The 20,605-nt window shown below is 70.2% G+C and carries 10 protein-coding genes; 5 read left to right on the plus strand and 5 right to left on the minus strand.

Annotated features, from left to right (window positions below):
- The first annotated feature begins 181 nt into the window (after window positions 1-181).
- Together pgm and WMF43_RS25620 are read left to right on the plus strand one after the other, a co-directional pair.
- Window positions 182-1,828, plus strand: coding sequence for a phosphoglucomutase (alpha-D-glucose-1,6-bisphosphate-dependent) (gene pgm, locus WMF43_RS25615; RefSeq protein WP_437668510.1), 1,647 nt, complete (start codon window positions 182-184; stop codon window positions 1,826-1,828).
- Window positions 1,829-1,989: 161 nt separating this feature from the next.
- Window positions 1,990-2,811 carry an alpha/beta fold hydrolase gene (locus WMF43_RS25620; RefSeq protein ID WP_437668512.1) on the plus strand — a complete coding sequence of 274 codons (822 nt, stop codon included), beginning with the start codon at window positions 1,990-1,992 and terminating at the stop codon, window positions 2,809-2,811.
- Between the two features lie 21 nt (window positions 2,812-2,832).
- Here WMF43_RS25620 and WMF43_RS25625 read toward each other — a convergent pair whose 3' ends face one another.
- From WMF43_RS25625 to WMF43_RS25640, 4 genes are all read right to left on the minus strand, one after another.
- Window positions 2,833-4,386, minus strand: coding sequence for an alkaline phosphatase D family protein (locus WMF43_RS25625; protein ID WP_437668514.1), 1,554 nt, complete (start codon window positions 4,384-4,386; stop codon window positions 2,833-2,835).
- A gap of 152 nt (window positions 4,387-4,538) precedes the next feature.
- Window positions 4,539-6,770: a biotin carboxylase N-terminal domain-containing protein gene (locus WMF43_RS25630; protein WP_437668516.1), complete on the minus strand. Its 2,232-nt coding sequence runs from the start codon at window positions 6,768-6,770 to the stop codon at window positions 4,539-4,541.
- A 187-nt stretch (window positions 6,771-6,957) separates the two neighbouring features.
- On the minus strand, window positions 6,958-8,184 hold the full coding sequence (locus tag WMF43_RS25635; RefSeq protein ID WP_437668518.1) for a PAS domain-containing protein: 1,227 nt from the start codon (window positions 8,182-8,184) through the stop codon (window positions 6,958-6,960).
- Window positions 8,185-8,401: 217 nt separating this feature from the next.
- Window positions 8,402-9,310 carry a sigma-70 family RNA polymerase sigma factor gene (locus tag WMF43_RS25640; protein WP_437668520.1) on the minus strand — a complete coding sequence of 303 codons (909 nt, stop codon included), beginning with the start codon at window positions 9,308-9,310 and terminating at the stop codon, window positions 8,402-8,404.
- 136 nt (window positions 9,311-9,446) lie between these two features.
- Between WMF43_RS25640 and WMF43_RS25645 the strand changes: the two genes are divergently transcribed.
- Window positions 9,447-9,926: a carboxymuconolactone decarboxylase family protein gene (locus WMF43_RS25645; RefSeq protein WP_437684083.1), complete on the plus strand. Its 480-nt coding sequence runs from the start codon at window positions 9,447-9,449 to the stop codon at window positions 9,924-9,926.
- Window positions 9,927-10,612: 686 nt separating this feature from the next.
- Here WMF43_RS25645 and WMF43_RS25650 read toward each other — a convergent pair.
- Window positions 10,613-16,243 (minus strand): FG-GAP-like repeat-containing protein, encoded by a 5,631-nt coding sequence (locus WMF43_RS25650; protein WP_437668521.1) that lies wholly within the window; start codon window positions 16,241-16,243, stop codon window positions 10,613-10,615.
- 464 nt (window positions 16,244-16,707) lie between these two features.
- On the opposite strand from WMF43_RS25650, the gene WMF43_RS25655 reads away from it, so the two are divergent.
- Together WMF43_RS25655 and WMF43_RS25660 are read left to right on the plus strand one after the other, a co-directional pair.
- Window positions 16,708-17,571, plus strand: a complete 864-nt coding sequence (locus WMF43_RS25655; protein ID WP_437668523.1) for a hypothetical protein — start codon at window positions 16,708-16,710, stop codon at window positions 17,569-17,571.
- Window positions 17,572-17,778: 207 nt separating this feature from the next.
- Window positions 17,779-20,316, plus strand: coding sequence for a glycogen/starch/alpha-glucan phosphorylase (locus WMF43_RS25660; protein WP_437668525.1), 2,538 nt, complete (start codon window positions 17,779-17,781; stop codon window positions 20,314-20,316).
- Window positions 20,317-20,605: the final 289 nt, after the last annotated feature.

The following is a 20,605-nucleotide window of genomic DNA, read 5'->3' on the forward strand; positions in this document are numbered from 1 at the left end:
CCGGCTGCGCCCGGCCCGGCAACGGGGGACGCGGGCCGCGGCCGTGAGCCCGGCGCGGGGCGGTCGCGCCCGGGCGCGGGCGGGGCGGCTGCTCCCGGCCCTTCGCGCGCGGGGGCGCGGCGCCCGCCGCCGGTTCGCGTGAGGGTTGCTGCTTTTCCGCGCCCAGTTTACGCGGAGGTCCATGACGCTCCACCCCCTCGCCGGCCAGAAGGCCCCGCCCGACGTGCTCATCGACCCGGAGAAGCTGCGCGCGCAGTACTACAGCGAGGTCCCCGACCCGGGCGACCCGCAGCAGCGCGTCGCGTTCGGCACGTCGGGCCACCGCGGGTCGGCCGCGCGGCGCAGCTTCAACGAGGCGCACATCCTCGCGGTCGCCCAGGCCCTCTGCGAGTACCGCGCGAAGCAGGGCACGACCGGCCCGCTCTACCTCGGCATCGACACGCACGCGCTCTCCGAGCCGGCGCAGCGGAGCGCGCTGGAGGTCTTCGCCGCGAACGGCGTCGACGTGCTCATCGCCGAGCATAACGGCGTCACGCCCACGCCGGTGATCTCGCACGCGATCCTGACCTACAACCGCGGGCGGACCGGCGGGTTCGGCGACGGCGTCGTGATCACGCCCTCGCACAACCCGCCCGAGGACGGCGGCATCAAGTACAACCCCCCGAACGGCGGGCCCGCGGACACCTCCGCCACCGGCTGGATCGAGGACCGCGCCAACGAGCTCCTGCGCGGGGGCAACGCCGGCGTGAAGCGCATCCCCTACGAGTCCGCGCTGCGCGCCCCGACCACGCACCCGTACAACTTCATCGGCTCCTACGTCGCCGATCTCGGCAACGTGGTCGATCTCGAGGCCATCCGCGGCGCGAAGCTGCGGCTCGGCGTCGACCCGCTCGGCGGCTCGAACATCGCATACTGGGGGCCGATCGCCGAGAAGTTCGGGCTCGACATCACGGTGGTGAACAAGGCCGTCGATCCGACGTTCAGCTTCATGCCGCTCGATCACGACGGCAAGATCCGGATGGACTGCTCGTCGCCGCACGCGATGGCGAACCTCATCGGGCTGAAGGACACCTACGATCTCGCGTTCGGCAACGACACCGACTCCGATCGCCACGGCATCGTGACGCGCAGCGCGGGCCTCATGAACCCGAACCACTACCTCGCGGTCTCGGTGTCCTACCTGTTCCAGAGCCGCCCGCACTGGCGCCCGGACGCGGCGGTGGGCAAGACGCTCGTCTCGAGCAGCATGCTCGATCGCGTGGCGAAGGACCTCGGCCGTCCGCTCCGTGAGGTGCCGGTCGGCTTCAAGTGGTTCGTCGACGGCCTGCTCGACGGCTCGCTCGGCTTCGGCGGCGAGGAGAGCGCCGGGGCCTCGTTCCTGCGGCGCAACGGGCAGGTGTGGTCGACGGACAAGGACGGCATCATCCTCGACCTGCTCGCCGCCGAGATCCTCGCGCGCACGGGCAAGGACCCCGCCGAGCACTACCGCGCGCTGACCGAGCGCTTCGGCGCGCCGCTCTACACGCGGATCGACGCCCCGGCGACGCCGCGCGAGAAGAGCGTCCTCAAGAAGCTCTCCCCCGACGCGGTGCGCGCCGAAACCCTCGCCGGCGAGCCGATCGTCGCGAAGCTCACGCGCGCGCCCGGCAACAACGCGGAGCTCGGCGGGCTCAAGGTCGTCGCGGAGAACGGCTGGTTCGCCGCGCGGCCGTCGGGCACCGAGGACGTCTACAAGATCTACGCGGAGAGCTTCAAGGATCGGGCGCACCTCGATCGCGTGCTCGACGAGGCGCGCGCGATGGTCGCCGACGCGCTCTCGGCGCAGTGAGGGCGGGCGCGCGGGCGGCTGAAATGCGGGCGGCGGGCGGCGGCGCAAGGCCGCCCGCGGCGCGTGATGGGGACAAACCTATCTTGTAGGATGGCGCCCGGCGGATCCCACTCCAGAGCGGGGCGAACCGGCTCGGCCGGGATCCGTGGGAGGAGCGAGAGATGACCGTTTCCGTCAAGGGCGCTGAGCTGTTCACCTCGACGTGTGGCCAGGGGCCCCCGTGCCTCGTGCTCTGCAGCCTCGGGACGAAGGCGCACGAGCGCCAGACGCCGGCGCAGCTGAGCGATCGCCTGAAGCTCGTCTACGTCGACCTGCGAGGGAGCGGCCGCTCGACCGGCGATCCTGCCGACCTCACCTTCGACGTGCTCGCCGAGGACCTGGAGTCCGTGCGGCGCGCGCTCGGGGCCCCGCGGATTGCCGTCTTCGGGCACTCGATCCTCGGGGCGCTCGCCGTCGAGTACGGCAGGCGCTGCCCCGAGAGCGTCTCGCATGTGATCACCGCCGGCACGCCGCCGAGCGGCGACATGGCCCGGCTGTCGGCCAGGTCCGCGGCCTTCTTCGAGCAGGACGCGTCGGAGGAGCGCAAGCGCATCCTGCGGGACAACCTGGCCAAGCTGCCTCCGGGCGCGCCCCCGGGTCAGGCCATGTTCGCGCAGACGCCCATGCGCTTCTTCGACGCGCGCTTCGACGCCGCGCCGCTGTTCGCGGAGGCCGAGCTCCGGCCGCAGTTCTTCGCGCACCTGCTCGGGACGCTCGCGCCGTCGTATGACATCACCGCCGATCCGGGCTCGCTCCGCGTCCCGCTCTTCATCGCGCTCGGGCGTTACGACTACACGGTCCCCCACGTCCTGTGGGACGGCATCGCGGAGACGTTGCCGGACGCGACGCTGCACCTCTTCGAGGAGAGCGGGCACCAGCCGTTCTTCGAGGAGCCAGGCCGCTTCGCCGCGGCGGTGGCGGCGTGGATGGACCGGAAGCGCTGAGGCCACGCCTCGATACCGGGCTCATCGCGCGCGCAGATCCGCGAGCGCGATCGGCTGCCGCAGGAACACCTCGCCGCGCTCGCCCTTCAGGATAAGCGCGATCTCCTCGCCGGTCCGGTCGAGATCGACGTCCACGACGCCGTAGTTCGTGCGGTCGAACACCTCGCTCACGAGATAACGATCGATACCCCTCCCCACCTGAGGCTCGTTCCAGGGCGCGTTCGCGAGGGGGCTCGACGTGAGCTCCCAGAAGTCGGGCCCCACGCGCCCGCCGACGTCGCGCCCGGGCACGTGCATGAGGTTCGCCATGTGGAGATCGCCGCTCACGAAGACCACGCCCTGGATGTCGTTCGATTCGATGAAGGAGAGGATCTCTTCGAGCTCGCCGGGCGCGTCGGTGCGGAAGCTGTCCCAGCCGTTCTTGACGGGGTGCTCGGGGAGCACCTGCGTGGGCGAGGCGATGATCTTCACGGGCGCGGCGCTCTCGCCGAGGCCTGTGAGCAGCCAATCGAGCTGGGCGCGACCGAGGATTTCCGCGCCGGACACGCGCTTGTGGTAGCGCGAGTCGGGGAGGAAGATCTCGGCGGGGCCCATCCGGACGGAGGAGAAGACCCCGGGGACGTCGGGTAGCCCGAAGCGGGCCTGCGCCCAGCAGCGCCGAAACGCGCGCAGCGAGGTGTCCTTGCCTTCGTAGCGGCCGTCCGAGTCGTTCGGGCCAAAGTCGTGGTCATCCCAGACGCCGAGCACAGGGACCTCGGCCAAGAGCCGCCGGATCGCATCGTTATTGCGATTCCGGAGGTGCGTGAGCATGAGCGTGTGCTCGGAGCGGGCGTCCAGATCGGCGCAGTAGGACGTGTCGCCGATCATCAAGAAGACGTCGGCGCCCTCGCGCGCGATGGCGTCGAAGATGGTGAGCCGCGCGTTCGTATAATCCCAGAAGCACGAGCCGTAGGCGATCTTGAGCCTGCGCGCGCCCGCCTCGGGCGCGGCGCGGAGCTCGTGGCGATCGGTGAGGCCGTTCTCGCTGGAGATCTCGTAGCGGTAGCGCTGGCCGGGGCGCAGGCCCGTGACGTGGAAGGCGGCGCAGAGCCACTCGGCGCGCTCGGGCGTGAGCGCGGCGCGGATCTCCTCACCGTCGCTGGAGAACAGCGAGATCGAGAGCGGGGAGGTGTCCCTCGCCTGGACCCAGATGCGCGCCTCCGTCTCGGAGACCTCGCCGACCATCGGGCCTGCGAGGAGCGGCCCTTCGGGACAGCTGTTCCATCCACCCGGATTGCCGCCCTCCTCCTCGGACGGGAGCTCGATCCGAACGCCGTTCCATTGCCCGTCCCAGCCCGTCGAGCCCGCGTATTTCCACGAGCCGCCGAACGTGTTGCCGCCCTCGTCGAGGGTGAGCTCGAACGAGCCCTCCTTGCCATGCTCGGGCTCGAACCACCGGCCGCGGGCCACGCCGCCCTCGAGCTCGCCCTCGAGGCGGCCGCCCTTGTGCGTGTACGTACCGCGGACGGCGCTGCCGCTCTGCGTAATGGTCAGCGTCCCGAACGTCGTCGTCCAGATCCCTGCGAAGCGGGGCATACTGCGCTCCACCCCGCGGCCCGCGAACAGCTCGGCCACGAGAGCCTCCTTCCAGGGGTCGCCCTGGGGAGCGCCCCGTCGCCGTCATGACACCATGCGCGGGGGCCCATGTAAACTCGCTGGCGGCGGGTCGCCCCGCGCTCCGTGCGGGCTTACCCCTCTGCGGCGCGGAACGCGGCCACCACCCAGTTCACGTGACGGCCGCGATCGTCGTTGCTCGAGTGGCGCTTGAACAGCGGCATCTTCAGGATGCGCACGTGATCCTGGAGGTTCGTCTTGAAGGGCGCGTCCGGGATCGGCGTCCCGTCGGGCCGCACCTGCCGCCCCTCGATCTTCATCTTCTTGAGCACCTCGAGCGACGCGAGCCGCAGGAGCTCATAGGCCTTGTCCGGGTCCTTGCTGCTCACCGACACGATGAGCTTGCCGAACGTGGGATCCTTGTTGACCAGGACGTCGCCCTCCTCGAAGCCGCAGTCGAAGCGGACCTTCAGGTCGGTGAGGCCCTTGTCCTCGAGCGCCTCGCGGATCGCGTCGGTGTCGGGGAGCACGATGCGATCGAAGACGCCCGCGTTGGGCAGGAACAGCCCCTTGCCGCCGTCGCGCGAGTCCCTGATCTCCGGCTTCCAGCTCTCCGCGTTGATGCGGAACTCGCGGCTAACGTGCGTCTGCACGACGTGCTGCTGCTCGAAATCGATGGCCTGCCCGTCCGCGATGCGCATCTGCCACGCGACGAGGTTCACGGGCACGCGGCCGCGCTTCCGCTTGATGCCGTAGCTCTCCTCGCTGACCGGGTGCTCCACCTGGATTCGTGTGTTCATCTCCAGGAAGTAGAACTTCCCGTCCTTGAACATGAGCTCCACGGTGCCCGCGCCCACGTAGCCCACGCGCTCCGCGATCTGCACGGCGATCCGGCAGATCCGGTCCTCCAGGCCAGGGTACCGCCGGAGCAGGGCCGGAGGCGCCTCTTCCTGGATCTTCTGGCTCGCGCGCTGCTCGCTGCAGTCGCGCATGCCGAAGTGCCGCGTGTTGCCGTAGCGATCCCGCAGCACCTGCACCTCCAGGTGGATCGTCTCCGGGATGTTCTGCTCGAACATCACGCCCGGCTGCCAGTTGTACGTCTTGATCTCGCCGAGGACCTTCTGGATGGCCTGGGGCACCTGCTCCTCGGTCGGGATGACCGCCTGCCCGCGCCCGCCGCCGCCGTTCGCGGCCTTCAGCCGCCCCGGGAAGGTGAAGCCCCCGGCGGCGTGTGTCTCCAGGATGGTCCGCTGGATCTCGCCGGGATCGTCGCTGTCGATGACGAGCCCCGGCGTCACGGCGCTGGGGTCGAGCTCCTGGGCCATCAGGCGGAACTTGCGCTTGTCGCCGGCGTTCTCGACGACGTCCTGCATGGGGCCGATGAAGACGATGTTCTTCTGGCGGAAGTGCCGGATCGCCGCGGCGTTCTCCGCGAGCGGGCCGTACCCGGGGTAGAGCCCCGCGCGCGACAGCTCCTCCTGCCACCCCTCCCCGAAGCGCCGCTCGAACTCGGCCCTCACCTTGTCCGCGATCTGGAGGTAGTTCGCGTAGCTCTCGCGAAAGCTCCCCTCGAGGCCCACGGCGAAGCCGCCGCCCTCGAGCGCGATCCGCACCTGCAGCGCGTCCTCGTCGTCCTTCAGGCTGTGCAGGACGACGGGGACCTTGCCGAGCGCGATGGCCTCGCGCGTGGCCCGCACGCCCATCTCGCCCTTGTCCGCCACGAGGATGTACTTGAGCTGCCCCGCGCTCACGGTCGTGGCGGGATAGCTGTCCAGCCGGTGCACCGCGGCGTACAGGAGGTCGAGGACCTGCGGATCCTCCCGGTAGATCTCGCCGGCCCGGGCGCGCAGGTGCTCCGCCGCCTGTTCGCGCAGCGAGGGCACGTCCTGCTCCAGGATCAGGAACTTGAGGAAGCTCTCGTCCTCGAATTCGCGGCGCTTGAGCGCGCGCAGCAGCCCGCCCTCCAGGTAGCCGGCGAAGCCGTCCCGGTCCGCGGGCGTCACCGACGCGCGCGCCTCCCGGATGCGCGAGAGCAGGTCCTCGGCCTCCGACAGGAGGTCCTGCACCCGCACCTCGTCGTTCAGCTGCCGGCGCAGCGCCGTCTCCAGAGGGCGCTGCCAGCCGAAGTGTGTTCTCCACACCTCGCCGTTGGCGATCAGGTACCGCAGCCCGAGGAGGCGGTGCGCGTCCTGGCCGCCGGCCAGCGTGCCCAGGTCGAGCAGCACGAACCCCGGGACGCCCATGGCCGTGGTGAACGCCTCCATCGAGGAGACGTAGCCGCCGCGCGGCAGCACCAGCTTCCACGGCGGGAGGGCTTGAGGGTCCTTGTGAGCGGGCAGGGAGCTGATGCGGACGGCGGTGGTCATCCTGAGCGGTTCTCCGGCGCTGCCAGCAAGCACCGAACCGTCGCGGGATGTCAAGCCCGTCGCCTGGGCGTTCGTCCTCCGGCGACGTGGCGCTTGCGCGCGCGGCGCGAGGCCGCGAGCCTCTCCGCGGCGAGCGCCCGGCGCTCTTCATGAGCGCCTCCTCGGCGCTTGGCCCGCTCCCGGCGCGTCAGGTTCCGGTGCCGCCCTCGGGTCGCGGCGCGGCTTGTTCACCGCGGGTCGCGTAGGCGATGCCGGCCTGGAGCGTCCCGCGCATCACGATGTTGCCCCAGGGGATGTCCAGCCGTACCAGGGTCTTGGCCACGTCGGGGCGCAGGCCGGTGAGGACGACCTGCGCCCCGAGGAGCTGGACCGCCTTCGCCGCGTTGACGAGGACGGACGCGACGTGCGAGTCGATGAGGCTCACCCCGGTGACGTCGAGGATGGCCACGCTCGCCTGGGTCCGGCTGAGGCCCTCGAGCAGCGTGGAGAGCACCTGCTCTGCGCGCTGCGCGTCGACGAGCCCGATGAGCGGCATCACCACCACCCTGTCGGTGATCGGGATCAGCGGGGTCGAGAGGTCCCGGAGCCGCTTGGACTGCTCCTCGATCACGAGCTCGGCCTGCTTGCGCTCGGTGATGTCGATCTCCATCCCCACCATCCTGAGCGGCTTTCCGTCCGCGTCCCGCGCGACGATCCTGCCCCGATCGATGTTCCATCGGTACTTCCCGTTCTTCATGCGGAGCCGGGTCTCGCAATCGTAGGCAGGGTATCTCCCCTCGATGTAGCCGAACGCGGCATCCATGACGCGCTGCACATCGTCCGGGTGGAGCAGGTTGACCCACGAGTCCACGTGCGGCGCGAGCTCGCCTGGAGCGTACCCCAGCGATTCGCACCACCGCTCGCTGTACATGACCTCGTTCGTCACGATGTTGTAGTCCCAGTAGCCCTCCGGCAGCATCTCGAGCACGTAGTTGAGCCGCTCCTCGCTGTCCTGGTGCGCCGCCGCGAGCGCTTGCCGCTCGGTGATGTCGTAATGCATGATCAGCGCGCCGCTCGCCTCGTCGCCTCCCCGCTCGCTGCCTCGCGCACTGGAGGCGAGCGCGCTCGCGACGACCTCGAAGTGGCGTGGCGGCGCCGCGCGGTCGCAGGCGTACTCCAGCGTGAACGCCTGCGAGCGGCCGGCCAGGACCTCGCGCGTCCCGCGCGCGAAGGCCTCCACGCTCTCGCCCCCGCGGACCTCCGCGCAGCGCGCCAGGTAATCGCCCCCGACGCCGAAGCGTTCCCCTGCGAGCGCCTGCTCGACGTTGAGCCGTGACCAGGGCGCGTTCACGGCATGGATGCGCCCCTCGTGATCCACGATGGCCGCAGGCTCCCTGATCGAACACAGGAGCGCCTCTGGTGAGCTGATGTGCATGAGTTCCCCTCGTGGTGCGCCCCGAGGGGCGCCTCTGTCGATGGTTGGTACAGCAACCATACCAGAGCCTCCCCACGGTGGTCTGCCCACCTGTACATCGAGATAAGGAGAGTTCGCCCGTCTGCTGCGCTGTGGGCGTCGCGCTGGATGAGCGACGTTTCGAGTGGTCTGGCCTGCGCTTCCGGCTGCGGGCGAGCGCGTCTCCGAGGAGAGCGCTTCACACAGGGCTTGTCCAGGTTTCCGGGTGCGGTCCGTCGTCGAGGACCGACAGGTCGAGATCGCGGAGCTGCTCCGGGTCGCCCATGACGTCGATCTGGGCGATTTTCCCCTGCGCGAGCGTGAAGCGGAGCACCCGGAAGAGCCGCCCGTGCGGGGCCACGACGACGCCCACCGCGCCGTCCACGAGGGCAGGGCGCGCGAACTTGGCGCCGCGCGCGCCGGAGATCGCGTGCTTGGCCCAGGCGCGCGCCCCCCGGACCTCCCTCCCGGCCGGGGGCGCGGTCGTGGCGTCGCTGCGGATCACGACGTCCGGATCGAGGATGGCCACGAGCGCGTCGAAGTCGCCGCCGCGCATGGCCGCGAGGAAGGCGTCGACGACCTCGCGCTGGCGGCCGACGTCGGCGTCCGGAGACGGGGGCGCTCCCTGCACGCGGCGGCGGGCGCGGCTCGCGAGCTGCCTCGCCGCGGCCGGGGAGCGGCCCACGATGGAGGCGATCTCCTCGAAGGAGACCGCGAACAAGTCGTGCAGCACGAACGCGAGCCGCTCGGCGGGGGTCAGGGTGTCGAGCACCACGAGCAGCGCGACGCCGACGGAGTCGGCCAGCTCCGCCTCGCGCTCGGGGTCGGTCCCGGCCTCGCGGTCCGCGGCGGGGTCGGGCGCGGCCATCGGCTCCTCGCGCCGCGCCTTGCGCGCGCGCAGCATGTCGAGGCACACCCGCGCCACGACCGTCGTCAGCCACCCGCCCAGGTTCTCGACGCCGCTCCTGTCGGCGCGGCTCAGGTGGAGCCAGGACTCCTGCACGGCGTCCTCCGCCTCGCCCAGGGAGCCCAGCATCCGGTACGCCACCGCCCGCAGGTGGGCCCGGTGGGCCTCGAACCGCTCCGCCAGCCAACTATTTTCATCCATCGGTCACACTCCCTCGTCGCGCTTCGTCATGGCTGTGACGAACGAACCCTAGCCGATGTGACGATGCGAACGGACGTTCAGCGCCCCGTCACGGTCGGCGACCACACCCGAGCCCCTCGGGAGGAGCACGATCATGCTGAAAGCACGGATGACGAACCCCGCGATGCTGATCCCCGGCGTCCTGCAGCCCATCTACGCCCTGGTCGGCGCCGTGAAGAAGAGCGGCGTGCCGGCGCGGACGCTCGAGCTCGCCCACCTGCGGGCGAGCCAGATCAACGGGTGCGGCTTCTGCGTCGACGTGGGCGCGCGCGACATGAAGAAGGCGGGCGAGACCGACGAGCGCCTGTTCGCCGTGGCGGCCTGGCGCGAGGCGCCCTATTTCACCGACGCGGAGCGCGCCGCGCTGGCGCTCGCCGAGGCCGCGACGAGGCTCAGCGATCGCGCCGATCCGGTGCCCGACGACGTCTGGGAGGAGGCCGCGAGGCATTACGACGAGCCGGCGCTCGCGGCCCTGATCCTGCACATCGCGCTGACCAACTTCTTCAATCGCGTCAACGTCGCCACGAGGCAGATCGCCGGCTCGGCGAAGTTGGAGGCGCGCGCGGACCCCCGCTGAGGAGGCGTCACTGCGCCCCGCTTTTCACCGACATTGGCCGCCGACCGAGGTTCTCTGCCCTCGCGTCGTAGTGCCCGGCCAGGGGGCCTTGCACTTCCGGCAGCGCCCCTCGGGTCGAGCACTGCTCGTTTGATGGCAGTCCCCATGCGCTGCACTCGCTCGGCCCCCCTCGTCGCCATCGCTTCCTCCTGCGTCGCGATGGGAGCAGCGCGCGCTGTGAGAGGCCCCCCGGCGCAACGGGGCGCCTGCTCGACCAGGACACGGGATCGGCGAACCAAGAACGAACGAGGGCTCTGCCGACCTGACGAGACGAAAGGCCAACCCCGGCGCCCGATGAAGCCCGCGATGCCCGCGTCACGGCGCACGCTGCGCGCGCTGGCAGCGCCGCGCAGCGGTGAACGCGGTGACTACTCAGAGCGGATAATCAACGCGTCGCGGCGAGTCGAGGCACTGCAAAGGGATCGCAAGCTCCCTTAGCCTTGCGAGCAGGGCCTCATCCCCGACCACAACGTGGTCTCTTTTGTTCTCCATGTCAGATTCAGCAAAATAACTCTCTCGCAGTGCGTCAGAGATCTCGAACATCGTTACTCTATACACCTGCGCTACGATCCCGGGGAGCACCGACAGCCCTTCTCTGCGAAGTATCGCTGCAGTTTCAGGGCGATCCAGTTTCAACGGATAAATGCCTACCCATGCGGTTCTACCTGGTCCGGTGGCTGGGAGTTGCCCAGCGAGAACGCGTCCCTCATGCAGCCATTGAAGTAATGCGTCGACCAACACCTTGACTCCTCATGGAAATAGATGCGGATGACGTCGCCGCCGAATGCATGGATTTGAAGATGGGATGAATCGTGCGGGTAAGCCTTCGCTCCCACGTCCCAATGATATGTACCCTCCTTGCTACCAAAAAAGCTCTTTGATTCTCCAGGCGACCAGCCGGTCGTATTTCGGTATCCCGAGCCTTGATACTTGCCCAGGAATAGCTCCTCAGCTTCGGCGCGACTGACCACTCGCCCTTCGGTCGCACCTTCGTCGAGGGCTCTGGCTGCATTGCGGACTGATCTGCTGGACCAGTCCAGCTCCCGCACGACGGTCCGTGCTGCAGTCGGTCCCCCCCTTGCGGCCTCCGGCGCCGCCGCCCCTCCCCGGATGCCCGGCAGCACGGCGCCGAGGGCCATCGCCACCCCGATGCCGCTCTCGAGCGCGACGGCGCCGGTGAGCGCGAGCACGTCCATCGCCGCCCGCATCTCCAGGGCAAACGACTCCCCCACGTTGCCCGCGTGCCACTCCAGGCTGCGGAGCTCGAGCGCGTTGTAGAACTCCTTCGTGAGCTCGATCGACCAGGTGAACTTTGGCACGATCACCGGGTCGTCCATCATCGCCCCGCTCACGATCCCGGCCATCGGCTTGTCCCCGGTCAGATCCGAGAGCCTCAGCCCGTGCTCGAGCACCGCGTTCAGCGTGTCCCTGGCCGGTTCCGTGTAGTCGTCGCCGACCGAGGCTCCCCCGCCCTGCTCGAAGCGCTCCTCTCCCTCGTGCAAGAACACCGCCCAGTCCTGCTCGAAGTCCTGACGGCCATCTCCGGTCGGAGGAGGCGGCGGCTCATCCGGCGCGCCCCAATCCGGCGGCGCACCGACGTAGATCTCCTCCGGCGGAAAGGGGAGCGGCCTGCCGGTTTCATCGTCGAAATACACCCACCCGTCACTGCCGTTGTCGTACTTGACCTGCTTCCAGATCCACCCGGTCGGGTCCACGTGGTTGACCGGGTCGTTCATGACATAGCTGTACCGGTTGTAGCTCTGCCCCGACGCCGGATCGGTCACGAACGGATCCGGCGTCAAGAACCTCCGCAGGTTCGGGTCGTACAGCCTCCCGCCCATGTCGATCAGCCCGAGCTCCTCGTCGTGCCGGTGCCCCGTGAACCCGTGCTTCACCTCCCGCTCCGCCGGCTCCAGCGCCTTGCCGTTCGCGTCGATGCGCCTCCCGAACGGTTCGTAGTGCAGCCGCTCCACCTCCTGGCCGGCGTCGTCCGTCACGACACCCACGCTCCCCAGCGGGTCGCTGTGCACATACAGCGTCCGCTCCTCCCCGGGGCCGGCGAACACCACCTGCGCCACCTCCCCTTCGGGCGACGCCACCCGGAACACGTGCCGCTGCTTCCCGCTCCCGTCCGTGCGCCGCTCGTACAGCCCCCCGACGTAGATCGTCTCCTCCCCGTCCTGCGCCTTCTTCACCCGCGTGCCGAACGCGTCGTACGAGAAGTCCCAGCGCCTGCCCTCCTTCGTCAACCTCCGCGGCAGGTCGAACGCCGTGTACTCGATCGAAAGCCCCGCGCTCGACCACTCCAGCCGCCCCGCCGCGTCGTACCCGAACGCCACCCCGTCGCGCGACACTACCGCGTGCGGCCTTCCCGTGGCCTCGTAGCCGTTCTCCTCCGCCAGGAAGCCGCCTACCGAGACCGTCCGCAGGTTGCCGATCTCGTCGTACCCGTACGTGGTCCGCCGCGATCCCCCCGGCGCAACCAGGTCCCACTCCTCGATCCGACCCACCTCGTCGTAAACGAACGTCTCCACCCGCCCCGCGACGCTGTCGCGCCGCTCGAGCACGCGGCCGTCATCGTGGTACCCGTACGCCAGCGCCTGCAGCGGCGCGGTCTTCCTCGCCTGCACCGCCTCCAGCCGGCCCGTCACCGGATCGTACGCCCGCTCCGCGACCACCTCGTTGCCGAACACCGCCTTCAGCAGCGCCCCGTCCTCGTTCCGCGCGTTCACCTTCCACAGGGGCCGCGTCGACCCGTCCTCCTTGTTCGCGCGCAGCTCCCGCAGCGACCCGTCCTCGTAAACATACTGCACGCGGAACCGTTCCCGCCCCGGCACCTTGGGGTACACCAGCTCATCGCGCAGCCCCGCGGCCGTGTACGTCACCCCCACGGCGAACTCCTCGTCGTCGATCGCCGTCCGCACCTCCGCCACCCGCCCCCGGTCGTCGTACGTATACGTGACCGTCGTCCCGTCCGGGCTCACCGCCGCCGCCAGCTGCCCCATCCCGTGCGGCGCGTTGTCCCACACGAACGTCGTCACCCCGTCCGCATTCCGCACCGCGCGCCGCCGCCCCATCGCGTCCCGCTCGACCACGGCCGTACGCCCCAGCGCGTCCACCTCCTCCCGGATCTCCCCGTAGCCGTTGTACCGCGTGATCCGCGTCCCGGCGTCCGGATCGCTCACGCTCGTCCGCCGCCCTCGCAGATCGTACCCCAGCTCGGTCTTGTTGCCCTTCGGGTCGCTCACCACGGTCAGCTTGCTGTTCGGCCCGTACGCGAACGACGTCGACAGCCACACGCCCCCCACCTTCACCGCCGTCTCGCGCGGCCTCCCGTCGACGTCCACGGTCGTCCGGGTGAGCCGGAATTCGGGATCGATCCTCGTCGTCTCGAACATCCGATGCTCGTACCGCTGCCGCTCCCCATCCGGCGCTCGCTCCGAGCTCACCCGGCTCAGGCTGTCGTAGGTCCGCTCGGCCTTCTCTGCTGCCGCCGCGCCGAACCCAGGGCGGCTCACCGACAGCGGCCGGCCGAACAGGTCGTGCGTGCTTCTGCGCACCCTCATCTGCCCGTCGAGCGCGCGAAGCGCCTGCTCGACCACGAGCCCCCGCTCATCCATCGCCGCCACGGCGCGGCCTCCGTCCGCGAGCGTCGCTTCCACGACCACCCCGGCAGTCTTCCCCGCGTCCTCCCGCGCCGCCATCCGGATCTCGCTTACCGGCCCGGCCCCGGAGGCCGCCCCTCTCACGCGACCGAGATCGTCATGGGTCCGCGTCGACCGCGCGCCGTTCGCGTCGATCTCGCCCATCAGTACCCCGTACGCCGGGTGCGTGTACATCCATTGCGACACGCCGAGCCCGTTCCACATCTGGCTGACGAAGATCCCCTCCCCCGACACGTCGTCATACTCGTAGTTCCAGACGCGCGACGACTCACCGGCCGCGTCCCGCTTCTGCTGCCGCAGCCGGCCCGCCTCGTCGTACGCGAGCGAGATCGTCTCCCGGACGTCCGCGTCCTCGCTGTCCGGCTCGATCCTCACCTCGTCGAGCAGCCCGCGCTCGTCGTGGTGATAGGCCGTGTGGAGCTTCGCCGGCGCGGTCGTTCCGGCCTCGTACGTGCGCTCCGCCTGGGTCTCGATCAGGCCCACCAGCCACTCCTCGGGCCGCACCTCGAAGGTCCTCGCAACCTCCCGGCGCAGGCCGTCCCGGGTCTCCACCGTCTCGCCGAGCAGGTTGCCGTGATCGTCGACCTTGTACCTGGCGCTCCGCTGGATCGGCGCGCCGCTGCCCGGATCGTCCACGCCGAGGCAGTGCCGGCTCACCTCCTCGTCCCACCGGAGCTCGACCTCCGGATCCTCGTACTCGCGCCGCTCGATCCGGCGCGTGTAGACGAAGTAGCTGCGCCCGCCGTTCAGCGACCGCACGCTGTACTCCATGTCCTGCTGGACGACCCGCGCGCTCGCCCTCGCCGGGCCCTCCTCCAGCGTGCACGAGCCGTCGATCTCCGCCACGCAATCGCGCGCTCCCAGCGGACCGTGGGCCACGATCGGCCTGATCTCGCGGATCGACCGCGGCCGGCTCGCGTACGGGTAGGTCGTCCCGACGCGCGTGGCATGGTCGAACGAGGTGATCCGCTCCAGCGGCCACGCGCTGCTCCACTCCGTCATCCGCCCGAACCCCAGGGACCCACGCCCGAGCAGGTCCGTCCGCAGATCGTCGAACCGATAATATGTCCCTCCCGGCCTCTCGAGCCCGCCCGCCCACACCACGACCGGCGCGCCGCGGCGCACGCACCGTTGCGGGTAGGTGCAGCTCGGAACCTCCGAAGACGCCGGCTCCGTCCGGCCGTACCGGACCTGGGCGCGGAGCGACCTCGGGTCATCCCCATCGGACACACTGCTCAGCAGATCCACGTCGTGTCCGCTCGCGAGCGTGATCTTGAGGGACGTCCCTTTCCACGTGAGGACGTCTGCGCGCCCGTCGCCGTCGAAGTCGCCGTTCCACATCGCATCTCCGGCCGGGATCGGCGCGTCCGCCGAGCCCGTCTCGGGCTCCTCCCAGCCGATATCGACGCGCGAAAAGCTCCCATCCCCGAACGAAAGCAGGGCGATGATCCTGTCCATGATCACGGGTTCGCTCGGCCCCACGCCGAGCCAGTCCGGGATCGACACGAGCAGATCCTCGCGCCCGTCGCGGTTCAGATCGAACGGCTCGATGACCGCGCGGTCCGGCTCGTCCATGCGCGCGATCATGTCCAGCACCCCGGCGAGCTCCGGGTCCGGGAGGGGCGCGGCAGGGCGGAAGCCGTTCCCCGTGTTCATGCTGATCTCGACCGCGCCGGCGTGGATCCAGAGCGCGTCGCGCAGGCCGTCGCCGTTGATGTCGGCGAGCTTCGCCGCGGTGTCCCCGCGTTTCAGCGGGAGCGCGGCCGCGGTCGTCAGCTCGCCCCCGTCGTCGAGGTGGATCGCCACGCTCGTTCCGCAGTCGGCCCCCTCGCCCACGACGAGCTCGCCGCGGCCATCGCCGTCGAGATCGCCGCCGAGCGCGTGGCCGCACCGGTCCGGGCCCGCGCGCACGCCAGCGCTGACGGGCTCGCCGAAGCTGCCGCGCTCGTTCATCCGGACGTGCCAGAAGGGGCCGCTCTCGAGCTCGACCTCGATCACCACGTCGAGCAAGGCATCGCCGTCCAGGTCGACGAGCTCGAGCCCGGGCGCCATCGCGTAGAAATCGCCCGAGCATCTCCAGCGCTCGCCCGCCGACAGCCTGCCGCCCGTGGACACGAACGTGTCGGCGTCCTCATCCCACGCATACAGCCGGTACTCGCAGCGCTCGGTGTGGTAGGCGAGCAACTCCACCTTGCCGTCGCCATCGACGTCCACGGGGCGGCTATGGGTCAGGTTGACGTGCTCCAGCGGAGACGCATCCGGATTGACGTGGATTCTCCGGAACGACAGCTCGCTGCCAGGCTCCGAGAGATGCAAGTGCAGCTCATCGGAAGGCTTCGGGCGCGTGGTGGGCACGTGTGGCCATCCAGATCCCGGCGGGTGCACGGCGGGCGGCCTCGGCACGTCCTTGGCGCGGAGGATGTCGTCCCTGCCGTCCCCGTTGACGTCGAAGACGCGCAGCGAGGTGAGCGCCGACGGGATCTTGATCTCCGGGCCGTCCGCGAAGAGCGAGGCGTTCTCACGCACCCAGCGCAGCCGCTTCGGCCAGAGGCACGTGCCCCGGTGCCCGCACTTCTGCACCGACGACAGCAGGCTGCGTCCGAGGAGCCCCATCTCGTAGCCCGCTGAGCGAGAGACAGCCAGCTGCCACGAAGAGCAGCTCGCCGGGATGTGAAGCCAAGACCACAGGCCCCCTGGTGCGTCAACGCGCTTTCTGTGCCCCACTCTCCTCACGAGATCAGCTCAAGTCTCCCGGGACCCCTTCACTCTCCCGCCGAGGCTTCCTCTCGTCTCGCACCGCACAGTTCCCTATCCGTTCGCGACGCCGCCTCATCTCCGGACGACACTTCCCCCTTCCTCCGAGACCATCTCCGGTCTCCCGCCGCACAGTCCCCCCTCGTTCCGCGACGGCCCCTCATCTCCCGGCGACACCCCACCCTTCCCCGGAGACGACCTCCCATCTCCAGGCTGCCCTCGACCCTCGTTCTCCTCCTCGGCCGCCGTCGAGAACTTGCCTCCTCCCGCTCCGCGTCGGATTGCCAATGACATCCGGCGAGCGCGGTGCATAACCTGCGAGAATGGCCACGACCAAGACCAAACCGAAATCCAAGAATACCCAGTCGTCTGCGTCCGTCCGCCAGATCTTCACCACCTCGGACGCCAACGAGGCCTACCGTCACTTCCTGCCGCGGGTGCAGGCGGAGGTCCCGGCCGACCGCGCCGAGATATGCCGGCTCTCGGTCGAGCTCGTCCGAGCCAACGTGGACCGCGGCGTCGGCGCGATCCGCCCTCACCTCGGCCGCGTCCGCGAGAAGCTGCCGCTCTGCCCGATCGACGACCTCCTCGAGCTGCCGAGCCTCGCGCTCGGGCTCGTCGCCGCCGCGGGCCGCATCGCGGCCGCCGCGAGCGAGCGCGAGATCGAGGCGCGCCTCGAGAAATTCCGCCCCATGCGCGACCTCACCCTGCGGCAGCTCGAGATCTTCGCCGACCTCAAGCTCGTGCCCAAGCAGCGCGTCGCCGCGATCCGCCGCGGCTCCGGCCCGGTCGACCACGCGCGCGACGGGGTCGACATCGCCGGGATGTTCCACGAGCTCGCGGACACCCTCGCCGGCAAACACCCCTTCTCGCCGGACTACCTCGCTGCGATGGCCGAACACGCCAACTGGCTCCTCGTCCAGCTCAGGCCGCGAGGCGCCCAGCAAAGGCCGTCGGAGCGCTCGCCCGAGGCCGTCGTCCGCGACCAGTTCTGGACCGTCATCAACCAGCGCTACGACCACCTGCGGGAGGCCGGCGTCGCGGCGTTCGGCCTGCGCCAGCTCGACGCGCACGTCCCGCCGATCGGCGCCCGCACCCAGTCCCCCTCGGCCGCGCAGCCGCCGCAGCCGCCGGGCGGCACCGCGACGCCGGAGGACGCCGAGCCCGACCTCGCCGCGGAGCCCTGACGCGCCGCGCCCTCCCCATGCCGCGCGCGGCCGGCGCCGCTCCTACTACAGCCGCCGCCGCGCGCGGCGGCGCCGCCGCGCCGCATCGCCTGTCGCCGCTGCCCCGCCGCCTGCGGACTACCTCGACCCCGCGGGAAACCTCCCCGACACGTCGCGCCGCCCACCAGCGCGGACCAGATCCGTCTGAACTGGTCTACAGTGCGCGCCATGGCTAACCCGATCGACGCCGACCCCAGCCGTCAGCGAGACACCGCCCCCGCTTTCTTCCGCGGAAATACGGCGCCGGACGCCCGCACCGGCATGCAGCCCGCCGCGCTCCGGCGCGCGTTCGCCGATCACCTCCACTACTCGCGCGCCCGCGAGTCCGTCACCGCCACGCCCTTCGACCGGTACGTGTCCCTCGCGCTCTCCGTGCGCGACCGCCTCATCGACCGGTGGACCAAGACGCAGCACACCTACTACGAGAAGGACGTCAAGCGCGGCTACTACCTCTCGGCGGAGTTCCTCCTCGGCCGCGCCCTGGTCGCCAACCTGCAGGCGCTCGACATCTACGACAGCTACAAGACCGTGCTCGCCGACCTCGGCCTCGACCTCGAGGACCTCGTCGAGCAGGAGCCCGACGCCGGCCTCGGCAACGGCGGCCTCGGCCGGCTCGCCGCCTGCTTCCTCGACTCCATGGCCACCATCGGCCTGCCCACCTACGGCTACGGCATCCGGTACGAGTTCGGCATCTTCGAGCAGGTCATCCGCGACGGCTACCAGGTCGAGCGCGCCGACGAGTGGCTCCGCTTCGGCAACCCCTGGGAGATCGAGCGCCCCGAGCACGCCGTCCCCGTCTCGTTCGGCGGCTACACCGAGCGCGTCCCCGACAAGCGCGGCGGCTTCCGCGTCATCTGGCGCCACGCCGAGCAGGTCATCGGCGTCCCGTTCGACACCCCGATCGCCGGCTTCCGCTCGAACACCGTGAACACCCTCCGCCTCTGGTCCGCCCGCGCCGGCGAGGAGTTCGACTTCGAGCTCTTCAACGCGGGCGACTACGTGCACGCCGTCCACGAGAAGAACCAGTCCGAGGTCATCTCCAAGGTCCTCTACCCGAACGACAACTTCGACAAGGGCAAGGAGCTGCGCCTCCGGCAGGAGTACTTCTTCGTCGCCTGCTCCATCGCCGACATCGTGAACCGCTACAACCGGGTCCACCCGGACTTCTCGCGCTTCGCCGAGAAGAACGCGATCCAGCTGAACGACACCCACCCCGCCATCGCCATCGCCGAGCTGATGCGCGTCCTCGTCGACGAGCACCTGCTCAACTGGGACGACGCCTGGAAGCAGACGGTCGGCGCGTTCGGGTACACGAACCACACGCTGCTCCCCGAGGCGCTCGAGCGCTGGCCCGTCGCGCTCTTCGAGCGGCTCCTGCCGCGGCACCTCGAGATCATCTACGAGATCAACCGGCGGTTCCTGCGCGAGGTCATGGACGCCCACCCGCACGACCACGACCGCGTGGCGCGGATGTCGCTCATCGAGGAGGGGCACGAGCGCCACGTGCGCATGGCCCACCTCGCCGTCGTCGGCTCGCACTCGGTGAACGGCGTGGCCAAGCTCCACTCCGAGCTCGTCAAGCGCGACCTGCTCCGCGACTTCTACGACCTCTGGCCCGAGCGGTTCAACAACAAGACGAACGGCGTCACGTTCCGGCGGTGGCTGCTCGCCTGCAACCCCGCGCTCGCCGAGCTCGTCACCGAGAAGGTCGGCCCGAGCTGGGTGACGGAGTTCGACCGGCTGCGCGAGCTCGAGCGCCACGTCGACGACCCCGAGTTCATCGAGCGGGTCGCCAAGGTGAAGCGCGCGAACAAGACGGCGCTCGCGAAGATCATCTCGCAGGAGCTCGACATCACCGTCGACCCGAGCTCGATCTTCGACGTCCAGATCAAGCGCCTGCACGAGTACAAGCGCCAGCTCCTCAACGCGCTCCACATCGTCGCGCTCTACCTGCGCCAGAAGCGCGGCGAGCAGGTCGCACCGCGGACCTTCATCTTCGGCGCCAAGGCGGCCCCCGGCTACCGGCAGGCGAAGCTCATCATCAAGTTCATCCACGCCGTGGCCTACGTCGTGAACGGCGACCGGCGCCACACCGGGCTGCGGGTCGTGTTCATGCCGAACTACCGCGTCTCGCTCGCCGAGCGCATCATCCCCGCCGCCGACATCTCCGAGCAGATCTCGACCGCGGGCATGGAGGCGTCCGGCACCGGCAACATGAAGCTCGCGCTGAACGGCGCGCTCACGATCGGCACGCTCGACGGCGCCAACATCGAGATCCGCGACGCGGTCGGCCCGGAGAACTTCTTCCTGTTCGGCCTGACCGCCGACGAGGTGATCGCCCGCCGCCATCAGCACTTCGAGGGCCGCGACGCCGTCGCGGCCGACCCGGAGCTCCGCGAGGTGATCGACCTCATCGCGTCGGGCTTCTTCTCGCCGGAGTACCGGGAGCTCTTCCAGCCGCTGCTCGACCGCCTGCTCGGCCGCGACGAGTACATGATGCTCGCGGACTTCAAGGCCTACGCCGCCTGCCAGCGCGAGGTGGAGGCCGCCTACGTCGACCAGAAGACCTGGGTGCGCAAGGCCGCGCTCAACATCGCCCGCGTCGGCGAGTTCTCCTCCGATCGCACCGTGCGCGAGTACGCCCGCGAGATCTGGGGGCTCACGCCCGTCGACATCGACCTCGGCGGCGCCGTGTCCCTCGTCTGACCACGCCCGCGCGCCGCGCCCGCGGCGCCTCCCCGCGCGGCCGCGCGCCCCCCGCGCCGCGCCGCCGGGCCGACCTGAGCGGTCCGGCGCGCGGCGGCCTCTCCAGCGCCCGCTCCCGATCCAGCGCGCGTTCCCGATCCGGCCCCCTCTTGACGAACGGCCCCGACGGTGGCCGAAGCGGGCGCAGACGCCGGATCGACGCGGACGTCGAGGGGGACGGAAATCCCCTCGTGTGCGCGTGCAGAACCCCCTCGGGCGGAGCATGCTTCCGGTGCGGGAGCGCTCCCGC

The organism is Sorangium sp. So ce131, assembly GCF_051519095.1.
Taxonomy (GTDB): Bacteria; Myxococcota_A; Polyangia; order Polyangiales; family Polyangiaceae; genus Sorangium.